Origin of the sequence: Aeromicrobium sp. (assembly GCF_049587115.1) — a bacterium.
Taxonomy (GTDB): domain Bacteria; phylum Actinomycetota; class Actinomycetes; order Propionibacteriales; family Nocardioidaceae; genus Aeromicrobium.
Genome location: NZ_JBAVDI010000058.1, coordinates 1 through 16,399 on the forward strand (window position 1 = coordinate 1; position 16,399 = coordinate 16,399).

Below are 16,399 nucleotides of genomic sequence, written 5' to 3' on the forward strand. Positions count from 1 at the left end.
GGACCGCTTCACGGCGGTCCCGGCCCGGCACCATCTGCCAGCCAGCACAGAGAGGACGGTGACGCCGTGCAGGTCCTGATAGACAACTTCGACAGGCTGCTCGACGCCTTCTGGAAGACCTTCCAGCTGTTCGTCGTCGCCGGATTCTTCTCGCTGATCTTCGGCACCATCCTGGCCGGAATGCGAGTCGGGCCGGTCAGGGTCCTCGGTCGTGCGGCGGCGTTCTACGTCACGATCTTCCGCAACACCCCACTGTTGGTGCTCCTGCTGCTGGTCGTCTTCGGGTTCCCCAAGCTCGACGTCCGGCTCGGCTTCTTCTGGATGAACATCCTCGCGCTGACGATGTACACCTCGACGTTCGTGTGCGAGGCGCTGCGCTCGGGGGTCAACTCAATCCCGCTGGGGCAGGCGGAGGCTGCCCGTTCCGTCGGTCTGGGATTCACCCAGACCATGCGACACGTCGTGCTCCCCCAGTCCTTCCGGGCGGTCGTTCCGCCATTGGCGAGCGTGCTGATCGCGTTGACCAAGAACACCTCGCTGTGCTCGATCTTCGGCATCGCCGAGGGCACTGCCGCGATGAAGGCCCTGCTCAACGACAACACGGCGGACCTGTGGCCCATCGTCATCGGCATTGCGCTCGGCTACATCATCATCGTCGAGCTGATCTCCGGAGCAGCCGCCCTGCTCGAGCGCCACTGGAGGATCACCTGATGGCCGCCTCCGTGCTCTTCGACGCGCCGGGACCCAAGACCAGGCAGCGGCACCGGCTCTACACGATCATCTCTGCGATCGGCCTGCTGGCGATCGTCGCGCTGATCGTCTTCCAGCTCGAGCGCAAGGGCCAGTTCGCCTACGCACTCTGGGAGCCCTTCGTGACTCCCAAGATCATCAACATTCTCGTCGAGGGCGTCAGCAAGACACTCCAGGCCGCGGTCTTCGCGATCCTCGGCGCACTGATCCTGGGCATGCTGCTGGGGGTCGGCAAGCTGTCGGAGCACCGGGCGCTGCGCTGGCCGGCCTGGTTGGTGGTGGAGTTCTTCCGTGCGACGCCACTGCTGCTGGTCATCATCGCGACCTGGTACTACATCGGGCCGGAGCCGGGCACCAAGGCCTTCCTCGCCCTGGTCCTCGGCCTGATCCTGTACAACGGGGCGGTTTTCGCCGAGATCTTCCGCGCCGGCATCAACGCCGTGCCGAAGGGGCAGTCCGAGGCCGCCTACGCCATCGGCATGCGCAAGTCGCTCGTCATGAGGATCGTGCTCATCCCCCAGGCAGTCAAGATCATGCTGCCGTCACTGATCAGCCAGGCAATCGTCGCCCTCAAGGACACGAGCCTCGGTTATGCCGTGCTCGCTCCGGGCCTGACGTACACCGGCAAGCAGATCTTCGGCACGTTCCGCAACACGATCCAGACCGCCTTCGTGATCGCGCTGATCTACATCACTCTCAACCTGCTGCTGACCTGGCTGGCGACGTGGGCACAGAAGCGCTACGTCGGCGAGAAGACCGACATCCCCAAGGCCGTCGACTGAATGATCGCGTCGCCTCGCGTGATCCCGAGGGCAACGAGCTCTGTGTCCTGAGCCAGAAGGTCAGCGCTTGGGAGTGACCCACAGGTGGATGGTGCCCGCAACCGTCACGGTGCCATCGCTGGTCATTGCCTTGACCGTGATCGGCACCTCAGGTCCTGCCGCCCAGTCCGCCTCGGTGCTCTCGGCAGTGCAGGTCAGCGCGGTCGTCGACTTGGCCAGATAGCTGACCTCCATGCCCTTGGGCAGCCACCGCATGTCGTCGGGACAGGTGGCCTCGGCGAGCAGTCCCATCGCGGCCTCGAGCCCGTTGCACGCCGCGATCGCGTGAATCGTGCCGATGTGGTTCTTGACCGATCGGCGCTTGGGGATCCTGACCTGACCCAGGTGGGGTCTCATCTCCTGCACCTCGAGGTGGATCGAGGCGAAGTACGGCGCCTTCTGACTGAACGCGATCGAGAAGAGGCGCTTGCCCTGCGGCAGCGCGACGAACTTCTTGTACAGGGCGAGGGTCGAGGACATGGCTGCAGGTTACCGGTTGGTAACCGAAGGCGGAACTCCGTGTCTGTCAGATCACAGCGGCGCGCACGCACAGCACGTCTGGGAGGTTGGTCCGGATCTCCGCCCACGAATGGCCCTCATCTTTGCTGGCCCAGATCGCTCCGTGCCGGGATCCCAGGTAGAGCCCGAGGGAGTCAGCACCGTCCGCGACGAACGCATCCCTGAGCACCGCCGTGTGCGCTTCTGCCGGGAGCCCCGGGCCGGTCTCGCGCCAGGTATCGCCGGCATCGTCAGAGCGCCACACCGCTGGCCTGCCCGACGGCGGGAAGCGCTCGATGTCAGCCACGAGCGGAAAGACGAAGATCGTGTTCGCCCGATGCGGGTGCGCGACGATCGGGAACCCGAAATCGGCAGGCAGCCCATGATCGATCGAGTGCCACGATCGACCCGCATCGTCGGACCGAAAGACTCCCCCATGGTTCTGTGCGTACAGCCGGTCGGCGTTGCCGGCGTCGATCGCCACCTTGTGCACGCACTGGCCGTACTCGGGCGTCTCACCGGGAATGAACTCTGCACCGATCCCCCGGTTGTACGGCGTCCAGGTCTCCCCTGCGTCCTCGGTGCGATACACGCCGCCGGTCGACATGGCGACTGTCAGGACGTCCGAATCGTCCGGGTGCGGGATCACGGTGTGTATCGCCTGTCCGCCGCCACCGGGATGCCAGGTGGGGCGGTGCGGATGGTCCCACAGGCTGCGGACCAGCTCGAAGGTCTCGCCGCGATCGGTGGAGCGGAAGAGCGCTGAAGGCTCGGTGCCGGCGTAGACGACGCCGTCCTGACCTGCCGGTGCCGGGCGCAGCTGCCACACCCGCTCGAGGGCGGCACCGGTGTCCTGCGGGAATCTGACCGCACCGCCGGATGTCTCGTCCCAAGTTCGACCCAGATCGTCGGAGCGAAACACCTGCGGCCCCCAGTGCGGACTCGTCGCGCCGACCAGGAGCCGGGTCCGACCACCCCGGACATCGATGGCCGCAGAATAGATCTCCTGCATCGGGAAGAGCGGCTGGTCCCAGGTCCACGACGCACGATCAGCGTTGGAGCGACCAATGAACAAGCCCTTGCGGGTTCCTGCCAACAGCACTGTCTCGGTCACCGCTAGCTCCGTTTCTCGGTCTATTCCTAACTGGAACAGTACGCTAGGTCCGTGACCACTTCCCTGTCAACGACCTCCTACGCACTGCTCGGCCTTCTGGTCTTCGATGGCGTGTCATCCCAGCAGGGCATGACTGGCTACGAGCTCAAGCAGCGGGCCGATCTCACCCTGAGGTTCTACTGGGTCTCCCCCGCGATGAGCCAGATCTACACCGAGCTGGACAAGCTGAGGCGTCACGGGCTGATCGACGCCGTGGACGATACCGCTGGCAAGCGCACGACGCGTCGATTCGTCATCACCGCCGAGGGCCGAACGTCGCTCGAGACCTGGCTGCACACCTCCGAGCACGAGTTTCCGATTCTCAAGCACCCCATCGCGCTACGGCTACTGATGGGCGCCCTGATGGGCCCGGGCGAGATCGAGGCGATGCTGGATGGGTACACCAGTGCGCTCGCGAAGCGTCGAAGTGAGCTCGAGTCGGTACGCGAGATGCTTGGCGATGATCCAGCTGTGGCTTATCCGGCCCACGTCGCTGAGTGGGGACTGGCCTACTACGACGCCGAGGTCGAGATCGTCGACAAGCTGCGCAAGAAGCTCTGACCGCTCGACCAGCTCACACGTGGCGCTGCAGCAGACCTTGGGGTTGGACCGCCTGTGTCGGTCAAAGACTGTCGAGCGCCTGCTTTTCGGCGCCCAGCTCCTGACGGACGACCTCGAAGCACATCTGAGAGGAGTAACCCTTGCGAGCCAGCATGCTGGTCAGTCGACGCATCTTCGTGGTGTCGTCGAACCTCGACAGCGACCGCAGCCGCGACTGGACCAGACGGTGGGCAGCCGCGGCCTCCGCGTCCGGATCGAGCTCGGCAAGAACCTCCCTGGAGATCTCGTCGTCGACGCCCTTGCGGCGCAGCTCCATTGCCAGCGCGCGGGGTGACAGCCCCTTGCCCCGCTGGCGGGACTGCACCCACGACCGCGCGAACTCCTCATCATTGATCAGTCCAGCGGCCTCGAACTTGTCGAGGGTCGCCTCGACAACCCCCTCAGGCACCCGCTTCTTCACCATCGCCTGAGCGAGATCGCTCCGGCTGTGCGCCCGCTCACTGAGCTTGCGCACCACGATCTCCTTGGCGAAGCTCGCGACCTCGGTCGGAGTCATCCCCTCGACGTCTTTGGCGGGCACGCTGCCACCTCCGCTTCTCAGGCCCGGTCGGGACTGATCAGAATTCGATGTCGCCCGGTGGCACCTCGACGACCTCAAGGGCGGGCTTGTCGACCTGCGCCCCAATGCCCATGTGTTCGAAGATGCGCTTCTCGAGCTCGTCGGCCAGCTCCGGATTGTCCTTGAGGAACTGACGCGACTTCTCCTTGCCCTGGCCGAGCTGGTCACCGTCGTACGTGTACCAAGCACCGGCCTTGCGGACCAGGCCAGCCTCGACACCCACGTCGATCAGGCTGCCCTCACGGCTGATGCCCAGGCCGTACATGATGTCGAACTCGGCCTGCTTGAACGGCGGGGCGAGCTTGTTCTTGACGACCTTGACTCGAGTGCGGTTGCCGACCATGTCGGTGCCGTCCTTGAGCGTCTCGATGCGCCGGACGTCGAGGCGGACCGAGGCATAGAACTTGAGCGCCTTGCCACCGGTGGTCGTCTCGGGCGAGCCGAACATGACGCCGATCTTCTCTCGCAGCTGGTTGATGAAGATCGCGGTCGTGCCGGAGCCGTTGATCGCACCTGTCATCTTGCGCAGGGCCTGGCTCATCAGTCGGGCCTGCAGACCCACGTGGCTGTCACCCATCTCGCCGTCGATCTCAGCGCGCGGTACGAGCGCGGCCACGGAGTCGATCACGATGATGTCGAGCGCACCCGAGCGGATCAGCATGTCGGCGATCTCCAGCGCCTGCTCACCACTGTCGGGCTGCGAGATCAGCAGGGCGTCGGTGTCGACACCGAGCTTGCGGGCGTAGTCCGGGTCGAGCGCGTGCTCGGCGTCGATGAAGGCAGCGACCCCGCCGGCCTTCTGGGCATTGGCCACCGCGTGCAGGGCAACCGTCGTCTTGCCGGAGGACTCCGGTCCGTAGATCTCCACGACCCGGCCGCGGGGCAGCCCACCAATGCCAAGGGCGACGTCCAAGGCCGTGGCACCGGTGGGGATGACCTCGATCGGAGCACGGGCCTGGTCGCCCAGTCGCATGACGGCGCCCTTGCCGTGGGCGCGGTCGATCTGGGCCATCGCGTTCTCGAGGGACTTGTCCTTGTCCTTGGCGGTGGCGAGGGAACTGTTGGGCTGTGCCATGGTGGGCTTCCGTTTCTGTTCGTGGGCGGCGGGTCATCGACGACGGTAGAAGGACCCTCAGACATATGCGGGCCTCATCGACCCGTCTGTGGATGTTGTCCTTCGCACGTCCAACCTGTGCACGAGATTACCCGAACGTCTGTTCGATGCCGCGCGACACGCCGAGTGCTGTGATCGCATTGCTGGATCGCCACGCGCACCCCGCACGGGACGCGGACCAGGTCACCGTTCAGCTGCGGGAAGACCGAGATTGGCGTGCACGGCACGCCAGACGGTCTTGGGCTGCTCCCCGGCATCGAGCGCCTCAGACGCCGTGCGCCCGTTCAGCTCGCGCATGACGTGGCTGTCTGCCCAGACCCGCGCGTAGCCGCGACCGAACTGCCGTTCCATCCGAACCCAGAACTCGCTGTGCCTCAACGTCAGGCGGCCGACACCGACACGCCACCGGGCGCGATCGACGAGATGCTGGCGATCTGGGCCTCGGCGGCCTCTTCGACCTCGAGCAGCGAGCTGACGTCGAGCAGAACCTTGGACAGCGGCACGTCGAGCGCCGCGGCCAGTGCGGCGAGCAGCTCGGAGCTGGCCTCCTTCTGCCCTCGCTCGACCTCGGAGATGTAGCCGAGACTGACCCGCGCCTTGCTGGAGACATCGCGCAGCGTGAGCCCCTGGGACATCCGGCGGGCGCGAAGCACCTCGCCGACGAGCTGTCGCATCGCGGTCATCGGGTGCCTCCGTCCTGGCCTGCCATGTCAGTGTCAACCTCGATCTGGTCGAGATTCTTCCCCCAGCCTAGCGACCAGCCATGACAACAGCGCGGCGACCGTCTCAGCGCGGATCGTCTCCCGGTTCCCGGACAGGTGGAGCAGCCGAGTGTCGACGCCTCCCGGGCCGGCAATGGCGATGTAGACGGCGCCCACCGGCTTGCCCTCGCTCGGATCCGGGCCGGCGACCCCCGTCGTCGCCAGTCCGTACGTCGCACCGAATCGCTCTCGCGAGCCGGTGGCCATCGCAGCCGCCACGTCCGCATCGACCGTGCCCCGCTCGGCGATCAGCTCCGCGCCGACTCCGAGCAGATCGGTCTTGCTGTCCGGTGCGTACGCCACGATCCCTCCGCGGACGACGTCGGACGCCCCCGCGACTCCCACGAGAGCCGCGCAGAGCAGGCCCCCGGTCAACGACTCGGCGGTCGCGACGGTCGCACGGGCGGAGCGGAGCGCCTCGACGGCGTCGACCGCGGTGATCACGACTGGGGCGCGGCCTTGGACGCGCGCCGAAGCTCGATGGCGTCCCGGACGTACTGGACGGCGGTGCCGAGCGTGACAAGCAGCGCCGCGGCCATCAGGACGTTGGTCACCCAGATCATGATGTCGCTGGGGGTGTCCTTCCAGTCGCTCGGTGCGTTGTTCCACAGGTCGAACGGCAGCAGGTAGCCCGCGATGGCCACGGCCTGCAACGTCGTCTTGAGCTTGCCGCCCTGGCTGGCGGGCATGACGCCGTGCTTCTTGACCACGAAGCGCATCAGGGTGATCCCCCACTCGCGCACCAGGATGATGATTGCCACGGGCCAGAAGATGGGGTGGATGATCGCGATGCCGACGAATGCCATCCCGGTCAGCGCCTTGTCCGCGATGGGGTCGGCCAGCTTGCCGAAGTTGGTGACCAGGTTGTGCTTGCGCGCAAGATCGCCATCGATCTTGTCGGTGATCATGAGCAGACCGAACGTGGCCCACGCGGCGATGCGGTAGCCAACGGACTGACCGTCCTCGGTCAGCAGCAGCCACCCGAAGACCGGCACTCCGAGAATGCGAAGCACGGTCAGGGCGTTGGCGATGTTGAAATTGCTCGGCGCTTCTGCCGTTGTCATGTCACCCTCTCGGTGGCGGGAAACCAACGTCTCAGTATGCGGCAGCCGAGCGGTGCCGCGCCAACTGAACCTCGGCCTCGCCGGGTGAGACATTTGTCGCAAGGCCCAACGGCGCGGTGTAGAACTTGGTGCCGTCGCTGCTCACCACCTTGACCCGTGGATCGAATCGGACACCGATGCGGCGTTCGACTCGGATCTCGCCCATCTCGCTCCAGAGCAGCCCGACCCACCCCTCACGGGCCAGCATGCGTACTCCGTGCCCGTCGGCCACGAACAGTGGTGTTCGCGCGTCCCGCAGGCCGCGCAGCAGGTTGAGACCGAGCAGCAGCAGGATCGCGAGCGGACCGCACAGCACAAGGTCGGAACGGTCGTACGCGAACCAGCCGAAGCCGGCTGCGAGGGCGAAGCACAGCAGAGCGAGCACCAGGTACAGGCCCGTGCGACGACGAATCTCGAAGGGTTCGGTCATGTCTAACCGTTCTGAATGCTGGCGAGGACCTGCTCGAGGTCATCGGCCTTGACCAGCACGTCACGCGCCTTGGACCCCTCGCTCGGGCCCACGATGCCTCGGCTCTCGAGGATGTCCATCAGCCGGCCAGCCTTGGCGAAGCCAACCCGCAGCTTGCGTTGCAGCATCGAGGTCGACCCGAACTGCGTCGTGACGCACAGCTCGATCGCTTGCAGCACCAGGTCCATGTCGTCGCCGATGTCGTCGTCGATCTCGCGCTTGGCAGCGGCTGGGGCCGTCACGTCCTCGCGATAGACCGGCTGCAGCTGCGTCTTGCAGTGCTCCACGATCGTGTGGATCTCCGCCTCGGTGATCCATGCACCCTGCATGCGCATCGACTTGTTGGCGCCCATCGGCAGGAACAACCCATCACCCTGGCCGACGAGCTTCTCGGCTCCAGGCTGGTCAAGGATCACCCGACTATCGGTGACCGAGGACGTCGCGAAGGCAAGCCGACTCGGGACGTTTGCCTTGATCAGGCCTGTGACGACATCAACGGAAGGCCTCTGGGTGGCCAGCACGAGGTGGATACCGGCTGCTCGTGCAAGCTGGGTGATACGAACGATGGAGTCCTCGACGTCGCGGGGAGCAACCATCATCAGGTCGGCGAGCTCGTCCACGACCACCAGCAGGTACGGGTAGGGAGCCAGCACGCGCTCGCTGCCGGCCGGGAGACGCACCTTGCCGGCGTTGACAGCCTTGTTGAAGTCGTCGATGTGCCGGTAACCGAAGTTGGCGAGGTCGTCGTAACGCATGTCCATCTCGCGCACGACCCACTGCAGCGCCTCAGCGGCCTTCTTGGGATTGGTGATGATCGGCGTGATCAGGTGCGGTACGCCTTCGTACGCCGTCAGCTCGACCCGCTTGGGGTCGACCAGGATCATCCGGACCTCCTCGGGTGTCGACCGCATGAGCAGCGAGGCGATCATCGAGTTGACGAAGGAAGACTTGCCCGAGCCGGTCGCGCCGGCGACCAGCAGGTGGGGCATCTTGGCCAGGTTGGCGACGACGTAGCCGCCCTCGACGTCCTTGCCCAGCCCGATGACCATGGGGTGGTGGTCGCTGCGAGCCTTGGCCGAGCGGAGGACATCGCCAAGCGACACCATCTCCTTGTCGATGTTGGGGATCTCGACGCCGATCGCGGACTTGCCCGGGATCGGCGACAGGATCCGGACCTCGTTGGAGGCCACGGCGTACGAGATGTTCTTCGACAGCGCCGTGACCTTCTCGACCTTGACCGCGGGGCCGAGCTCGACCTCGTACCGGGTGACCGTCGGGCCGCGGGTGTAGCCCGTCACGGTCGCGTCGATCTGGAACTGCTCGAGCACTTCGGTGAGTCGCTCCACGACCTCGTCGGACGCCTTCGAGCGAGCCTTGTGCGGCGAACCTTCGCGAAGCATCGTGCTGTCAGGCAGCGAGTACACGATGTCGCCCGACAGGGCGAGCTGCTCGGCGCGGGCCGGGATCGGTTCCATCGGCGGGCGCTCGGTCGAGACGGTGTCCTCGTCGTCGCCCTCGACGTCGTCGAACACTCGGGCAGGGACCTGGCGGTCTTCGTCCGGGCCGTCCACCAAGGGGTTGTCGAAGGGCGCTTCGTCGGTGTCGACCGCGGTGCGCGGATGCTTGCGCTTGGCAGGCTCGACTGAGGGGATCTCGGCCTGGGTGCGCCCCAGGGCACGGTCGCGAAGCTCGCGCAGGCGGGCCGGGACGGCATACACAGGCGTGTTGGTGACCACGAGCAGCCCGAACACGACGACCAGGATCAGCAGTGGCACCACCACGTAGGCGCTCTTGAGCAGATCGATCAGAACGGCTGAGAACAGAAAGCCGATGGCGCCACCGGCTTCTCGCATCGCGTCGGGTTCAGGGTCACCCGGACGGGGCACGCCGTGAGCCACGTGCACGAGGCCGAGGATGCCACCGCTGATCGCAGCCCACCCGATCGCCTGACGACCGGCCGGCCCGTTGCGGTCGGGATGGCGCAAGGTGCGCCACGCGACGACGACCAGCAGGATCGGTACCGCCCACGCGAGGATCCCCACGCTGCCAGCACAGATCTTCCGGATCACGATGCCAACGACGCCAGGCAGGTCCCACCAGACCGACGCCGCCACGATGATGCCCAGACCGAGGACTCCGAAGCCGACACCATCGCGTCGCTGAGCGGGGTCGAGGTCCTTCGCGCTGTGACCGATGCTGCGCACGATTGCGCCAGTCAGCCCGGCGATGCCGAGCCACATGGCTGTCGACGCGCGCAGCAGCGCCGTGAAGACAGCAGCAATCGGACCAGGTCCACTTCGCCGGGCCACGGGCTTGCGAGCGGCAGGCTTTCGCGCCTGGGGCTTGCGTTTCGCGGCTGGCTTCTTGCGGGCCTGGCTGCCGGACGGCCGCTTGCGCGGCGGGGAAGACGTTCGGGTCGCCATGCACAAAGGCTAAAGCACGGGTCGAAGGTTTGCGTGGACCTGTGCCGCGTGGCCCGTCACGAGTCGGTGGGGCCATGAACCCGTCGGTTCTCTCAGCGATGGGCAAAGCCGGGTCCCGGATCCACTCCGGCCGGCCGGCCGGCGTCGCAGGTACGGACCCGGTCCAGCACCAGTTCCACGATGCGATGCTCAGGTCGCCCCCGTTTCAGCATCGGCGCTGTCACGACGTCAGCGCCAGCCCTGGCGATGTCGTCGTGCACCGAGCCGGGTGCCATCAAGTACGTCGAGATCACCACCCGACGCCCGTACGCCCTGGCGATGTCGATGGCGTCCGCGAGCTGCGTGTCCGGCCCACCGAGTGTCCCGACGTGCACGCGGCCACCCCAGACGGCGCTCAGCAGCCTCGCAGCCTTCCCTATGTCGGCGACGGTGCGGTCGTCCGTCGCGACGTCGGCCGCCAGCACGATGGTGTCGTCCGATCGCCCACCGGCCTCGATCATGCGCTGCACTCCAACCTCGGCAAGTGCCCAGTCCGGGCCCAGTGGCGCAGTGACCACGACCGAAGGCTCACGGCGCGCCAGCTGACTGATGTCGACGGTGACCGATCGGTCGTGCGCCAGAACAAACGGCACCAGGATCCGCGGTCCCCGGGTCTGCCCCATCAGCTCTGACATCGAGGGTTTCTGGTCATCGACGAACGCGTCGATGACCTCGAGGTCCGGCGCCGCGCGACGCACCGCGGTGACCAGCCCCGCGAACGCGCCTCGGCCGTGGCCGCTCTGCACCCCATGCCCCCAGAGGATCAACGTACGTTTCACCTTCGGCCCCGACCGCCGCCGACCGAGGAGCCCGAGATGGCCGCGGTTGGTCCTGCAAGGGGCCCGGCCGTCTCCGCCGTTGCGTGAACCACGGAGCCGCCCAGGCTTGGGTCCGGTGGCGAGTCCCGACCCGATCCAGTGATGGCGACGATGCTCATGCCCCACCTCCCGATCGGCGACGGGTTCTCCCCCACCAGCACGTCAAGCGTCATCGGCCGCTGTTTCGCGCCGGTTAACGCACGGGATGGGTTTGATTACATCTGGTCGATCAGGCCTCGATGACGACCGGGAGGATCATCGGCCGGCGACGCAGGCGTCGTCCGACGTACGATCCCAGAACCCGTCGCACGACCTGCTGGAGCTGGCGCGAGTCGTGGTTGCCCTCGGCCATCGCCTCCTCGATCGCGGTGACGATCTTGGGCAGGATCTCGTCGAATGCCGAGTCGTCCTCGGCGATGCCGCGGGCGTGGATCTCCGGACCTGTCACGACCTTGCCGTTGGTGGAGTCGACAACCAGGACGACGGAGATGAAGCCCTCTTCGCTCAGCACGCGACGGTCCTTGAGCTCCGAATCGGTCAGGTCACCTACCGACGAGCCGTCGACGTAGACGTAGCCGCAGTCGACGGCACCCGTGATCGAGGCATGGCCGTCGACGAGGTCGATGACGTAGCCGTCCTCGGCGAGCAGCACGTTGGGGACACCGGTCGCGGTCGCGAGCTTGGCGTTGGCGTGCAGGTGCCGGATCTCGCCGTGGACCGGCAGGACGTTGGTCGGCTTGACGATGTTGTAGCAGTAGAGCAGCTCGCCGGCCGATGCGTGACCAGAGACGTGCACCAGGGCGTTGCCCTTGTGGACGACATTGGCGCCGAGCTTGGTCAGACCGTCGATGACGCGGTAGATCGCATTCTCGTTGCCGGGGATCAGGGACGACGCGAGCAGGACGGTGTCACCGGGCTCGAGGCTGACCTGCTGGTGACTGTTGTTGGCCATGCGCGACAACGCGGCCATCGGCTCGCCCTGCGAACCGGTCGACATCAGCACCATCTTGTTGGCCGGCGCGGCGTCGATCTTGTCCACCACGACGCCGTCGGGGACGTGCAGATAGCCGAGCTCACGCGCGATCTGCATGTTGCGGACCATCGAGCGTCCGACGTATGCGACCTTGCGGCCATGCTTGTGCGCCGCGTCGATGACCTGCTGGACGCGGTAGATGTGCGATGCGAACGACGCCACGATGATGCGCTTCTGACTGCTCGCGAACACCGCGTCGATCGCCGGGGTGATGTTGCGCTCGGAGGTTGTGAAGCCCGGGACCTCGGCGTTGGTCGAGTCGGTCAGGAACAGGTCCACACCCTCCTCGCCCAGACGCGCGAACGCCCGCAGGTCGGTGATGCGGCCGTCGAGCGGCAGCTGGTCCATCTTGAAGTCACCGGTGTGCAACGCGACCCCGGCCGGCGTCTTGATCGCCACGGCGAGCGCGTCGGGAATCGAATGATTGACCGCGATGAACTCCAGCTCGAACGGCCCGAAGGTCTCGACCTCACCTTCGGCGACGGTGTACTTCGGCGCGTCCTTGAGTCGGTGCTCCTTGAGCTTGGGCTCGACGAAGGCCAGCGTCAGCCTCGACCCGATGATCGGGATGTCGCCACGCTCGCGGAGCAGGTACGGCACTCCACCGATGTGGTCCTCGTGCCCGTGCGTCAGAACGATGCCGACGACATCCTTGAGTCGATCACGGATCGGACCGAAGTCCGGCAGGATCAAGTCGACGCCGGGTTGGGTTTCCTCGGGGAACAGCACGCCGCAGTCGACGATCAACAGCTTGCCGTCGTACTCGAAGACCGTCATGTTGCGGCCGATCTCGCCGAGTCCTCCGAGCGGGATGACGCGCAGTGCGCCCTCGGGAAGTGCGGGGGGCGGATCGAGCTCGAGGTGCATATGGCTCATGTGGCCTGGCTTTCAGAGAAGGCCCGATGCCACCAGGCCGTCGCGAACGATCGCGACTTCCTCGTCGGTGGCTTCGGGGAGTGGAGCACGCGTGGTGCGGTGCTCAAGGACTCCGAGCAGCTGCAGAGCAGCCTTGGAGGTGATCACACCCTGCGTGTGGGTCATCATCGCCTGGACGGCGGGAAGTAGTTGGTCGTTGATCAATCGTGCAGTGGGCAAATCACCAGCGTCGACGGCCGCAATCATGTCAGCGTAGCGGCGGGCTGCTACGTGGGAGACGACGCTCACGATGCCGCTGGCGCCCATCGCGAGCCACGGCAGGTTGACCGGGTCATCACCGGAGTAGATCCTGATGCCCGTCTCGTGCATCAGCCAGGCACCGCGGTTGAAATCTCCGACGGCATCCTTCATCGCGATGATCAACGGATTGTCGGTCAGCGCGACGTACGTCTCCAGAGCGATCTGCACGCCGGTGCGACCGGGGATGTCGTAGAGCATCACAGGCGTGTCGTCGCCAGCCCGAGCGACTTCCTCGATGTGCGCCAGAATGCCGGACTGCGGAGGTTTGCTGTAGTAGGGCGTCACGAGCAGCAGACCGTGGGCGCCTGCCTTCTTGGCCTGCTCGGCCAGCTCGACCGAATGTCGGGTGTCGTTGGTGCCGACCCCCGCCACGACCGTGGCTCGGTCCCCCACGGCCTCCAGAACGGCGCGCAGCGCGCGACCGTCCTCGTCGACCGTGGTGGTGGGCGACTCGCCGGTCGTGCCACTGACCACGAGTCCGTCGCTGCCCTGGTCGACCAGATACGTCGCAACCTTCTGGACGCCGTCCAGATCGAGCTCACCCTCGCGGGTGAACGGCGTGACCATGGCGGTCAGCACCCGCCCGAAGGGCGCGGCCTCGGTGGCGAGCGGCGACGTCATACCTCCGAGGCTACCGCTTGCGATGACCTCGGCGACGACCGGCAGGACGGGCGCTTGAGCAAGGCCAGCCACGACATCGACACGGCACCCCGACCTCGCGGCGGCGGCGACCTCCTCGTACAGGACCCCCAGCTCGTCCCCAGAGGTTGTGGCTGACCAGATCCGCGCCACGATGGACGTATGAACGACTCCTGGAGCAGCTTTGCCTTGGCGGCCGCGATTGCGCTCGGGATCGCCCTGGCCGTCATCCTCGCCACGCACCTGACCATCCACGTGCTGTCGGGCCGCTCACCGGTCGCGCGTCACCTCGGCAGGACCGCGCGAATCCCGTTCCGAATCCTGGTGACGGTCGTCGCGCTCACCGTGGCAGTTCGCTCCAGCGCCCCGTGGTCCGGCAGCGACGGTCAGTGGGTCACGCTTGGCATCCGCGTGCTGATCATCGTCTCGGTCGCGTGGCTCGTGGCGGCGATCGTGCTGTCGCTGGAGGATCTGGGACTGCGCCGGTACCGAATCGACGTGGCCGACAATCTCGCCGCCCGGCGGGCCCGTACGCAGGCCGGTGTCATCCGCAGGCTGACCCTGGTCGTCATCGTCGTGCTGGCCGCTGGGGCGGTGCTGCTGAGCTTCCCCGGCGTCGGAGCGGTCGGCGCAAGCATCCTGGCCTCGGCCGGAGTGTTTTCCGTCGTCGCCGCGGTCGCCGCGCAGTCGACCCTCAGCAACCTGTTCGCGGGCCTGCAGATCGCGTTCAGCGGTTCGATCCGGTACGGCGACGCCGTCATCGTCGAGGACGAGTGGGGCTGGATCGACGAAATCACGCTGAGCTATGTCGTCGTCCGGCTGTGGGACGACCGCAACATGGTTCTGCCGGCCACCTACTTCACCACGACACCGTTTCAGAACTGGACTCGCAAGACGTCCGAGCTGCTCGGCTCGGTCGAGATGGACGTCGACTGGCGAGTCAATCCAGATGGAATGCGCACCGAGCTCGAGCGAATCCTGCCGACCACCGACCTGTGGGACGGTCGGGTCAACGTCCTCCAGGTGACCGATGCAGTCAACGGCTGGGTGCGGATCCGCGTGCTGGTGACCGCGAAGGACGCCCCGACGCTGTTCGACCTGCGGTGCTTCGTTCGCGAGCGGATGGTGGAGTGGTTGCAGGCCAAGAACGAGGGCGGCCTTCCCCGCTTCCGCGTGGAGTCGGTCGATAGGGTGCCTGCCACGCGCAGCACCACCGAGGCGACGGGTCTGTTCAGCGGAGACGAGCAGGGTGAGGAGCGGGCGGCCCGCATCACGGGTCAGATGCCCCAGATCGACGAACCTCTCCCCGACCCCTGACACCTCCCCCCGAGTCACAAATTGTGCGCGTCTGCCCTGGGTGAGCAGGAAATGGTGCGAATCCGCTCCGCATGCGAGGCCGCGGCGGTGCAGACGCGCACAGGTTGCGCAGGGTCGGGCTGTCCACACCCGGTACGACGGGCCTGTCGCTTGGTGCGACGCCGGGTTTTGGCTGGATCCATGTTGCCACCGCCACTGCCCGCCGACCGACCGTTCACCCTCGAGTACGCCCAGCGACACGGGCACTCCAGGCGGGTGATTCAAGGGCGGCGGTTCCAGATCATCTTTGCGGGGGTGTATGCCGCGGCCGACCTAACGATCACCCCCCGCCTCCTCGTGCAGGCGGCCCTGCTGGCGGCACCCGGCGGCTGTGCCGCGAGCCATCACAGCGGACTGCTGCTGTACGGGATTGACGTGGGCACGGACCTGACTCCGCAGCTGTCCACGCTCGACCCCGAGCCGATTCGCATCCGCGGCATCACGATGCATCGACTCGCCCGGATGAGCAACCGCTCCGTTGACGGGTGGCGGGTGCTGTCTCCCGAGCTCTGCCTGTCGACGGCGGCCACGCGGCTGAACCTGGTGGATCTGGTGATCGCCGCTGACGCGATGTACGCCCAGCGCCTCGTCACCCCCGGTCGGCTCGATCATTTCCTGCACCACCACCACGGCGCCGGGGTGCGCAAGGCGCGCCGCGCGATGCACCTGGCCCGACGCGGCTCGGAGTCACCCCGGGAGACGTATGTCCGGGTCATGCTCGAGCTCGCCGGCCTTCCACCCCTGGACTGCAACCGGTCGTTCGGCGACGAGAACGGCGTCCTTGCCCGACTCGACCTGTCGTGGAGCCGGTGGAGAATCGCGATCGAGTACGACGGCAGACAGCACGGCCTGAGCCTGGCGCAGCGCGAGCACGACATCAGAAGACGGGAGCGGATGGAGCGACTCGGCTGGGTGTTCGTCGTCGTGACCGCGGCGCAGCTCAGGCGACCGCGCGAGATCGTGTCGCGCATCTGCGGGACGCTCGCCGCGCGACAGGGTTGGGCGCCGCTTCCGCGTTTCGACGCGGAGTGGTGTGCGTTGTTCGAGTGATTGGTGATCTGGGTGC

18 protein-coding genes are annotated in these 16,399 nt (G+C 66.6%); 5 read left to right on the forward strand and 13 right to left on the reverse strand.

Translation table 11 applies throughout. The annotated features are described in order from the left end of the window. Nucleotides 1-66: 66 nt before the first annotated feature. Nucleotides 67-711, forward strand: coding sequence for an amino acid ABC transporter permease (locus WB461_RS05575; protein WP_423851731.1), 645 nt, complete (start codon nucleotides 67-69; stop codon nucleotides 709-711). Further along, nucleotides 711-1,532 (forward strand): amino acid ABC transporter permease, encoded by an 822-nt coding sequence (locus WB461_RS05580; protein ID WP_423851732.1) that lies wholly within the window; start codon nucleotides 711-713, stop codon nucleotides 1,530-1,532. The genes WB461_RS05575 and WB461_RS05580 overlap by 1 nt, the downstream gene beginning before the upstream one ends. A 60-nt stretch (nucleotides 1,533-1,592) precedes the next feature. On the opposite strand, the gene WB461_RS05585 is transcribed toward WB461_RS05580, so the two are convergent. Together WB461_RS05585 and WB461_RS05590 are read right to left on the reverse strand one after the other, a co-directional pair. Next, complete coding sequence (locus WB461_RS05585) at nucleotides 1,593-2,051, reverse strand: hotdog fold domain-containing protein (protein WP_423851733.1); 459 nt, start codon at nucleotides 2,049-2,051, stop codon at nucleotides 1,593-1,595. Nucleotides 2,052-2,097: 46 nt separating this feature from the next. Next, a complete protein-coding gene (locus tag WB461_RS05590; RefSeq protein WP_423851734.1) occupies nucleotides 2,098-3,183 on the reverse strand; it encodes a WD40/YVTN/BNR-like repeat-containing protein in 1,086 nt (361 codons plus the stop codon). 51 nt (nucleotides 3,184-3,234) lie between these two features. Between WB461_RS05590 and WB461_RS05595 the strand changes: the two genes are divergently transcribed. Further along, nucleotides 3,235-3,783 carry a PadR family transcriptional regulator gene (locus tag WB461_RS05595; RefSeq protein ID WP_423851735.1) on the forward strand — a complete coding sequence of 183 codons (549 nt, stop codon included), beginning with the start codon at nucleotides 3,235-3,237 and terminating at the stop codon, nucleotides 3,781-3,783. A gap of 61 nt (nucleotides 3,784-3,844) precedes the next feature. Here WB461_RS05595 and WB461_RS05600 read toward each other — a convergent pair whose 3' ends face one another. From WB461_RS05600 to dapA, 11 genes are all read right to left on the reverse strand, one after another. Beyond that, on the reverse strand, nucleotides 3,845-4,363 hold the full coding sequence (locus tag WB461_RS05600; protein ID WP_423851736.1) for a regulatory protein RecX: 519 nt from the start codon (nucleotides 4,361-4,363) through the stop codon (nucleotides 3,845-3,847). 37 nt (nucleotides 4,364-4,400) lie between these two features. Beyond that, the gene (gene recA, locus WB461_RS05605; RefSeq protein WP_423851737.1) at nucleotides 4,401-5,477 is read right to left on the reverse strand and encodes a recombinase RecA; all 1,077 of its coding nucleotides are present in this window, start codon (nucleotides 5,475-5,477) and stop codon (nucleotides 4,401-4,403) included. 222 nt (nucleotides 5,478-5,699) lie between these two features. After that, nucleotides 5,700-5,894, reverse strand: a complete 195-nt coding sequence (locus WB461_RS05610; protein ID WP_423851738.1) for a DUF3046 domain-containing protein — start codon at nucleotides 5,892-5,894, stop codon at nucleotides 5,700-5,702. A 2-nt stretch (nucleotides 5,895-5,896) separates the two neighbouring features. After that, nucleotides 5,897-6,199: a helix-turn-helix domain-containing protein gene (locus WB461_RS05615; RefSeq protein WP_423851739.1), complete on the reverse strand. Its 303-nt coding sequence runs from the start codon at nucleotides 6,197-6,199 to the stop codon at nucleotides 5,897-5,899. Between the two features lie 33 nt (nucleotides 6,200-6,232). Beyond that, nucleotides 6,233-6,721, reverse strand: a complete 489-nt coding sequence (locus WB461_RS05620; RefSeq protein ID WP_423851740.1) for a CinA family protein — start codon at nucleotides 6,719-6,721, stop codon at nucleotides 6,233-6,235. Beyond that, nucleotides 6,718-7,341, reverse strand: coding sequence for a CDP-diacylglycerol--glycerol-3-phosphate 3-phosphatidyltransferase (pgsA, locus tag WB461_RS05625; protein WP_423851741.1), 624 nt, complete (start codon nucleotides 7,339-7,341; stop codon nucleotides 6,718-6,720). Before pgsA ends, WB461_RS05620 begins: the two co-directional genes overlap by 4 nt. Nucleotides 7,342-7,372: 31 nt before the next feature. Then, nucleotides 7,373-7,810 (reverse strand): hypothetical protein, encoded by a 438-nt coding sequence (locus WB461_RS05630; RefSeq protein WP_423851742.1) that lies wholly within the window; start codon nucleotides 7,808-7,810, stop codon nucleotides 7,373-7,375. 2 nt (nucleotides 7,811-7,812) lie between these two features. Then, nucleotides 7,813-10,272: a DNA translocase FtsK 4TM domain-containing protein gene (locus tag WB461_RS05635; RefSeq protein ID WP_423851743.1), complete on the reverse strand. Its 2,460-nt coding sequence runs from the start codon at nucleotides 10,270-10,272 to the stop codon at nucleotides 7,813-7,815. Nucleotides 10,273-10,364: 92 nt separating this feature from the next. After that, entirely contained in the window at nucleotides 10,365-11,090 is a 726-nt protein-coding gene (locus tag WB461_RS05640; RefSeq protein ID WP_423851744.1) for a sirohydrochlorin chelatase, read from the reverse strand. Nucleotides 11,091-11,358: 268 nt separating this feature from the next. After that, the gene (locus WB461_RS05645; protein ID WP_423851745.1) at nucleotides 11,359-13,038 is read right to left on the reverse strand and encodes a ribonuclease J; all 1,680 of its coding nucleotides are present in this window, start codon (nucleotides 13,036-13,038) and stop codon (nucleotides 11,359-11,361) included. A 12-nt stretch (nucleotides 13,039-13,050) separates the two neighbouring features. Continuing rightward, nucleotides 13,051-14,130, reverse strand: a complete 1,080-nt coding sequence (gene dapA, locus WB461_RS05650) for a 4-hydroxy-tetrahydrodipicolinate synthase (RefSeq protein WP_423851746.1) — start codon at nucleotides 14,128-14,130, stop codon at nucleotides 13,051-13,053. 9 nt (nucleotides 14,131-14,139) lie between these two features. Here dapA and WB461_RS05655 point away from each other — a divergent pair, with 9 nt between their 5' ends. Beyond that, nucleotides 14,140-15,294 (forward strand): mechanosensitive ion channel family protein, encoded by a 1,155-nt coding sequence (locus WB461_RS05655; protein WP_423851747.1) that lies wholly within the window; start codon nucleotides 14,140-14,142, stop codon nucleotides 15,292-15,294. 180 nt (nucleotides 15,295-15,474) lie between these two features. Further along, on the forward strand, nucleotides 15,475-16,383 hold the full coding sequence (locus tag WB461_RS05660) for an endonuclease domain-containing protein (protein WP_423851748.1): 909 nt from the start codon (nucleotides 15,475-15,477) through the stop codon (nucleotides 16,381-16,383). Nucleotides 16,384-16,399: the final 16 nt, after the last annotated feature.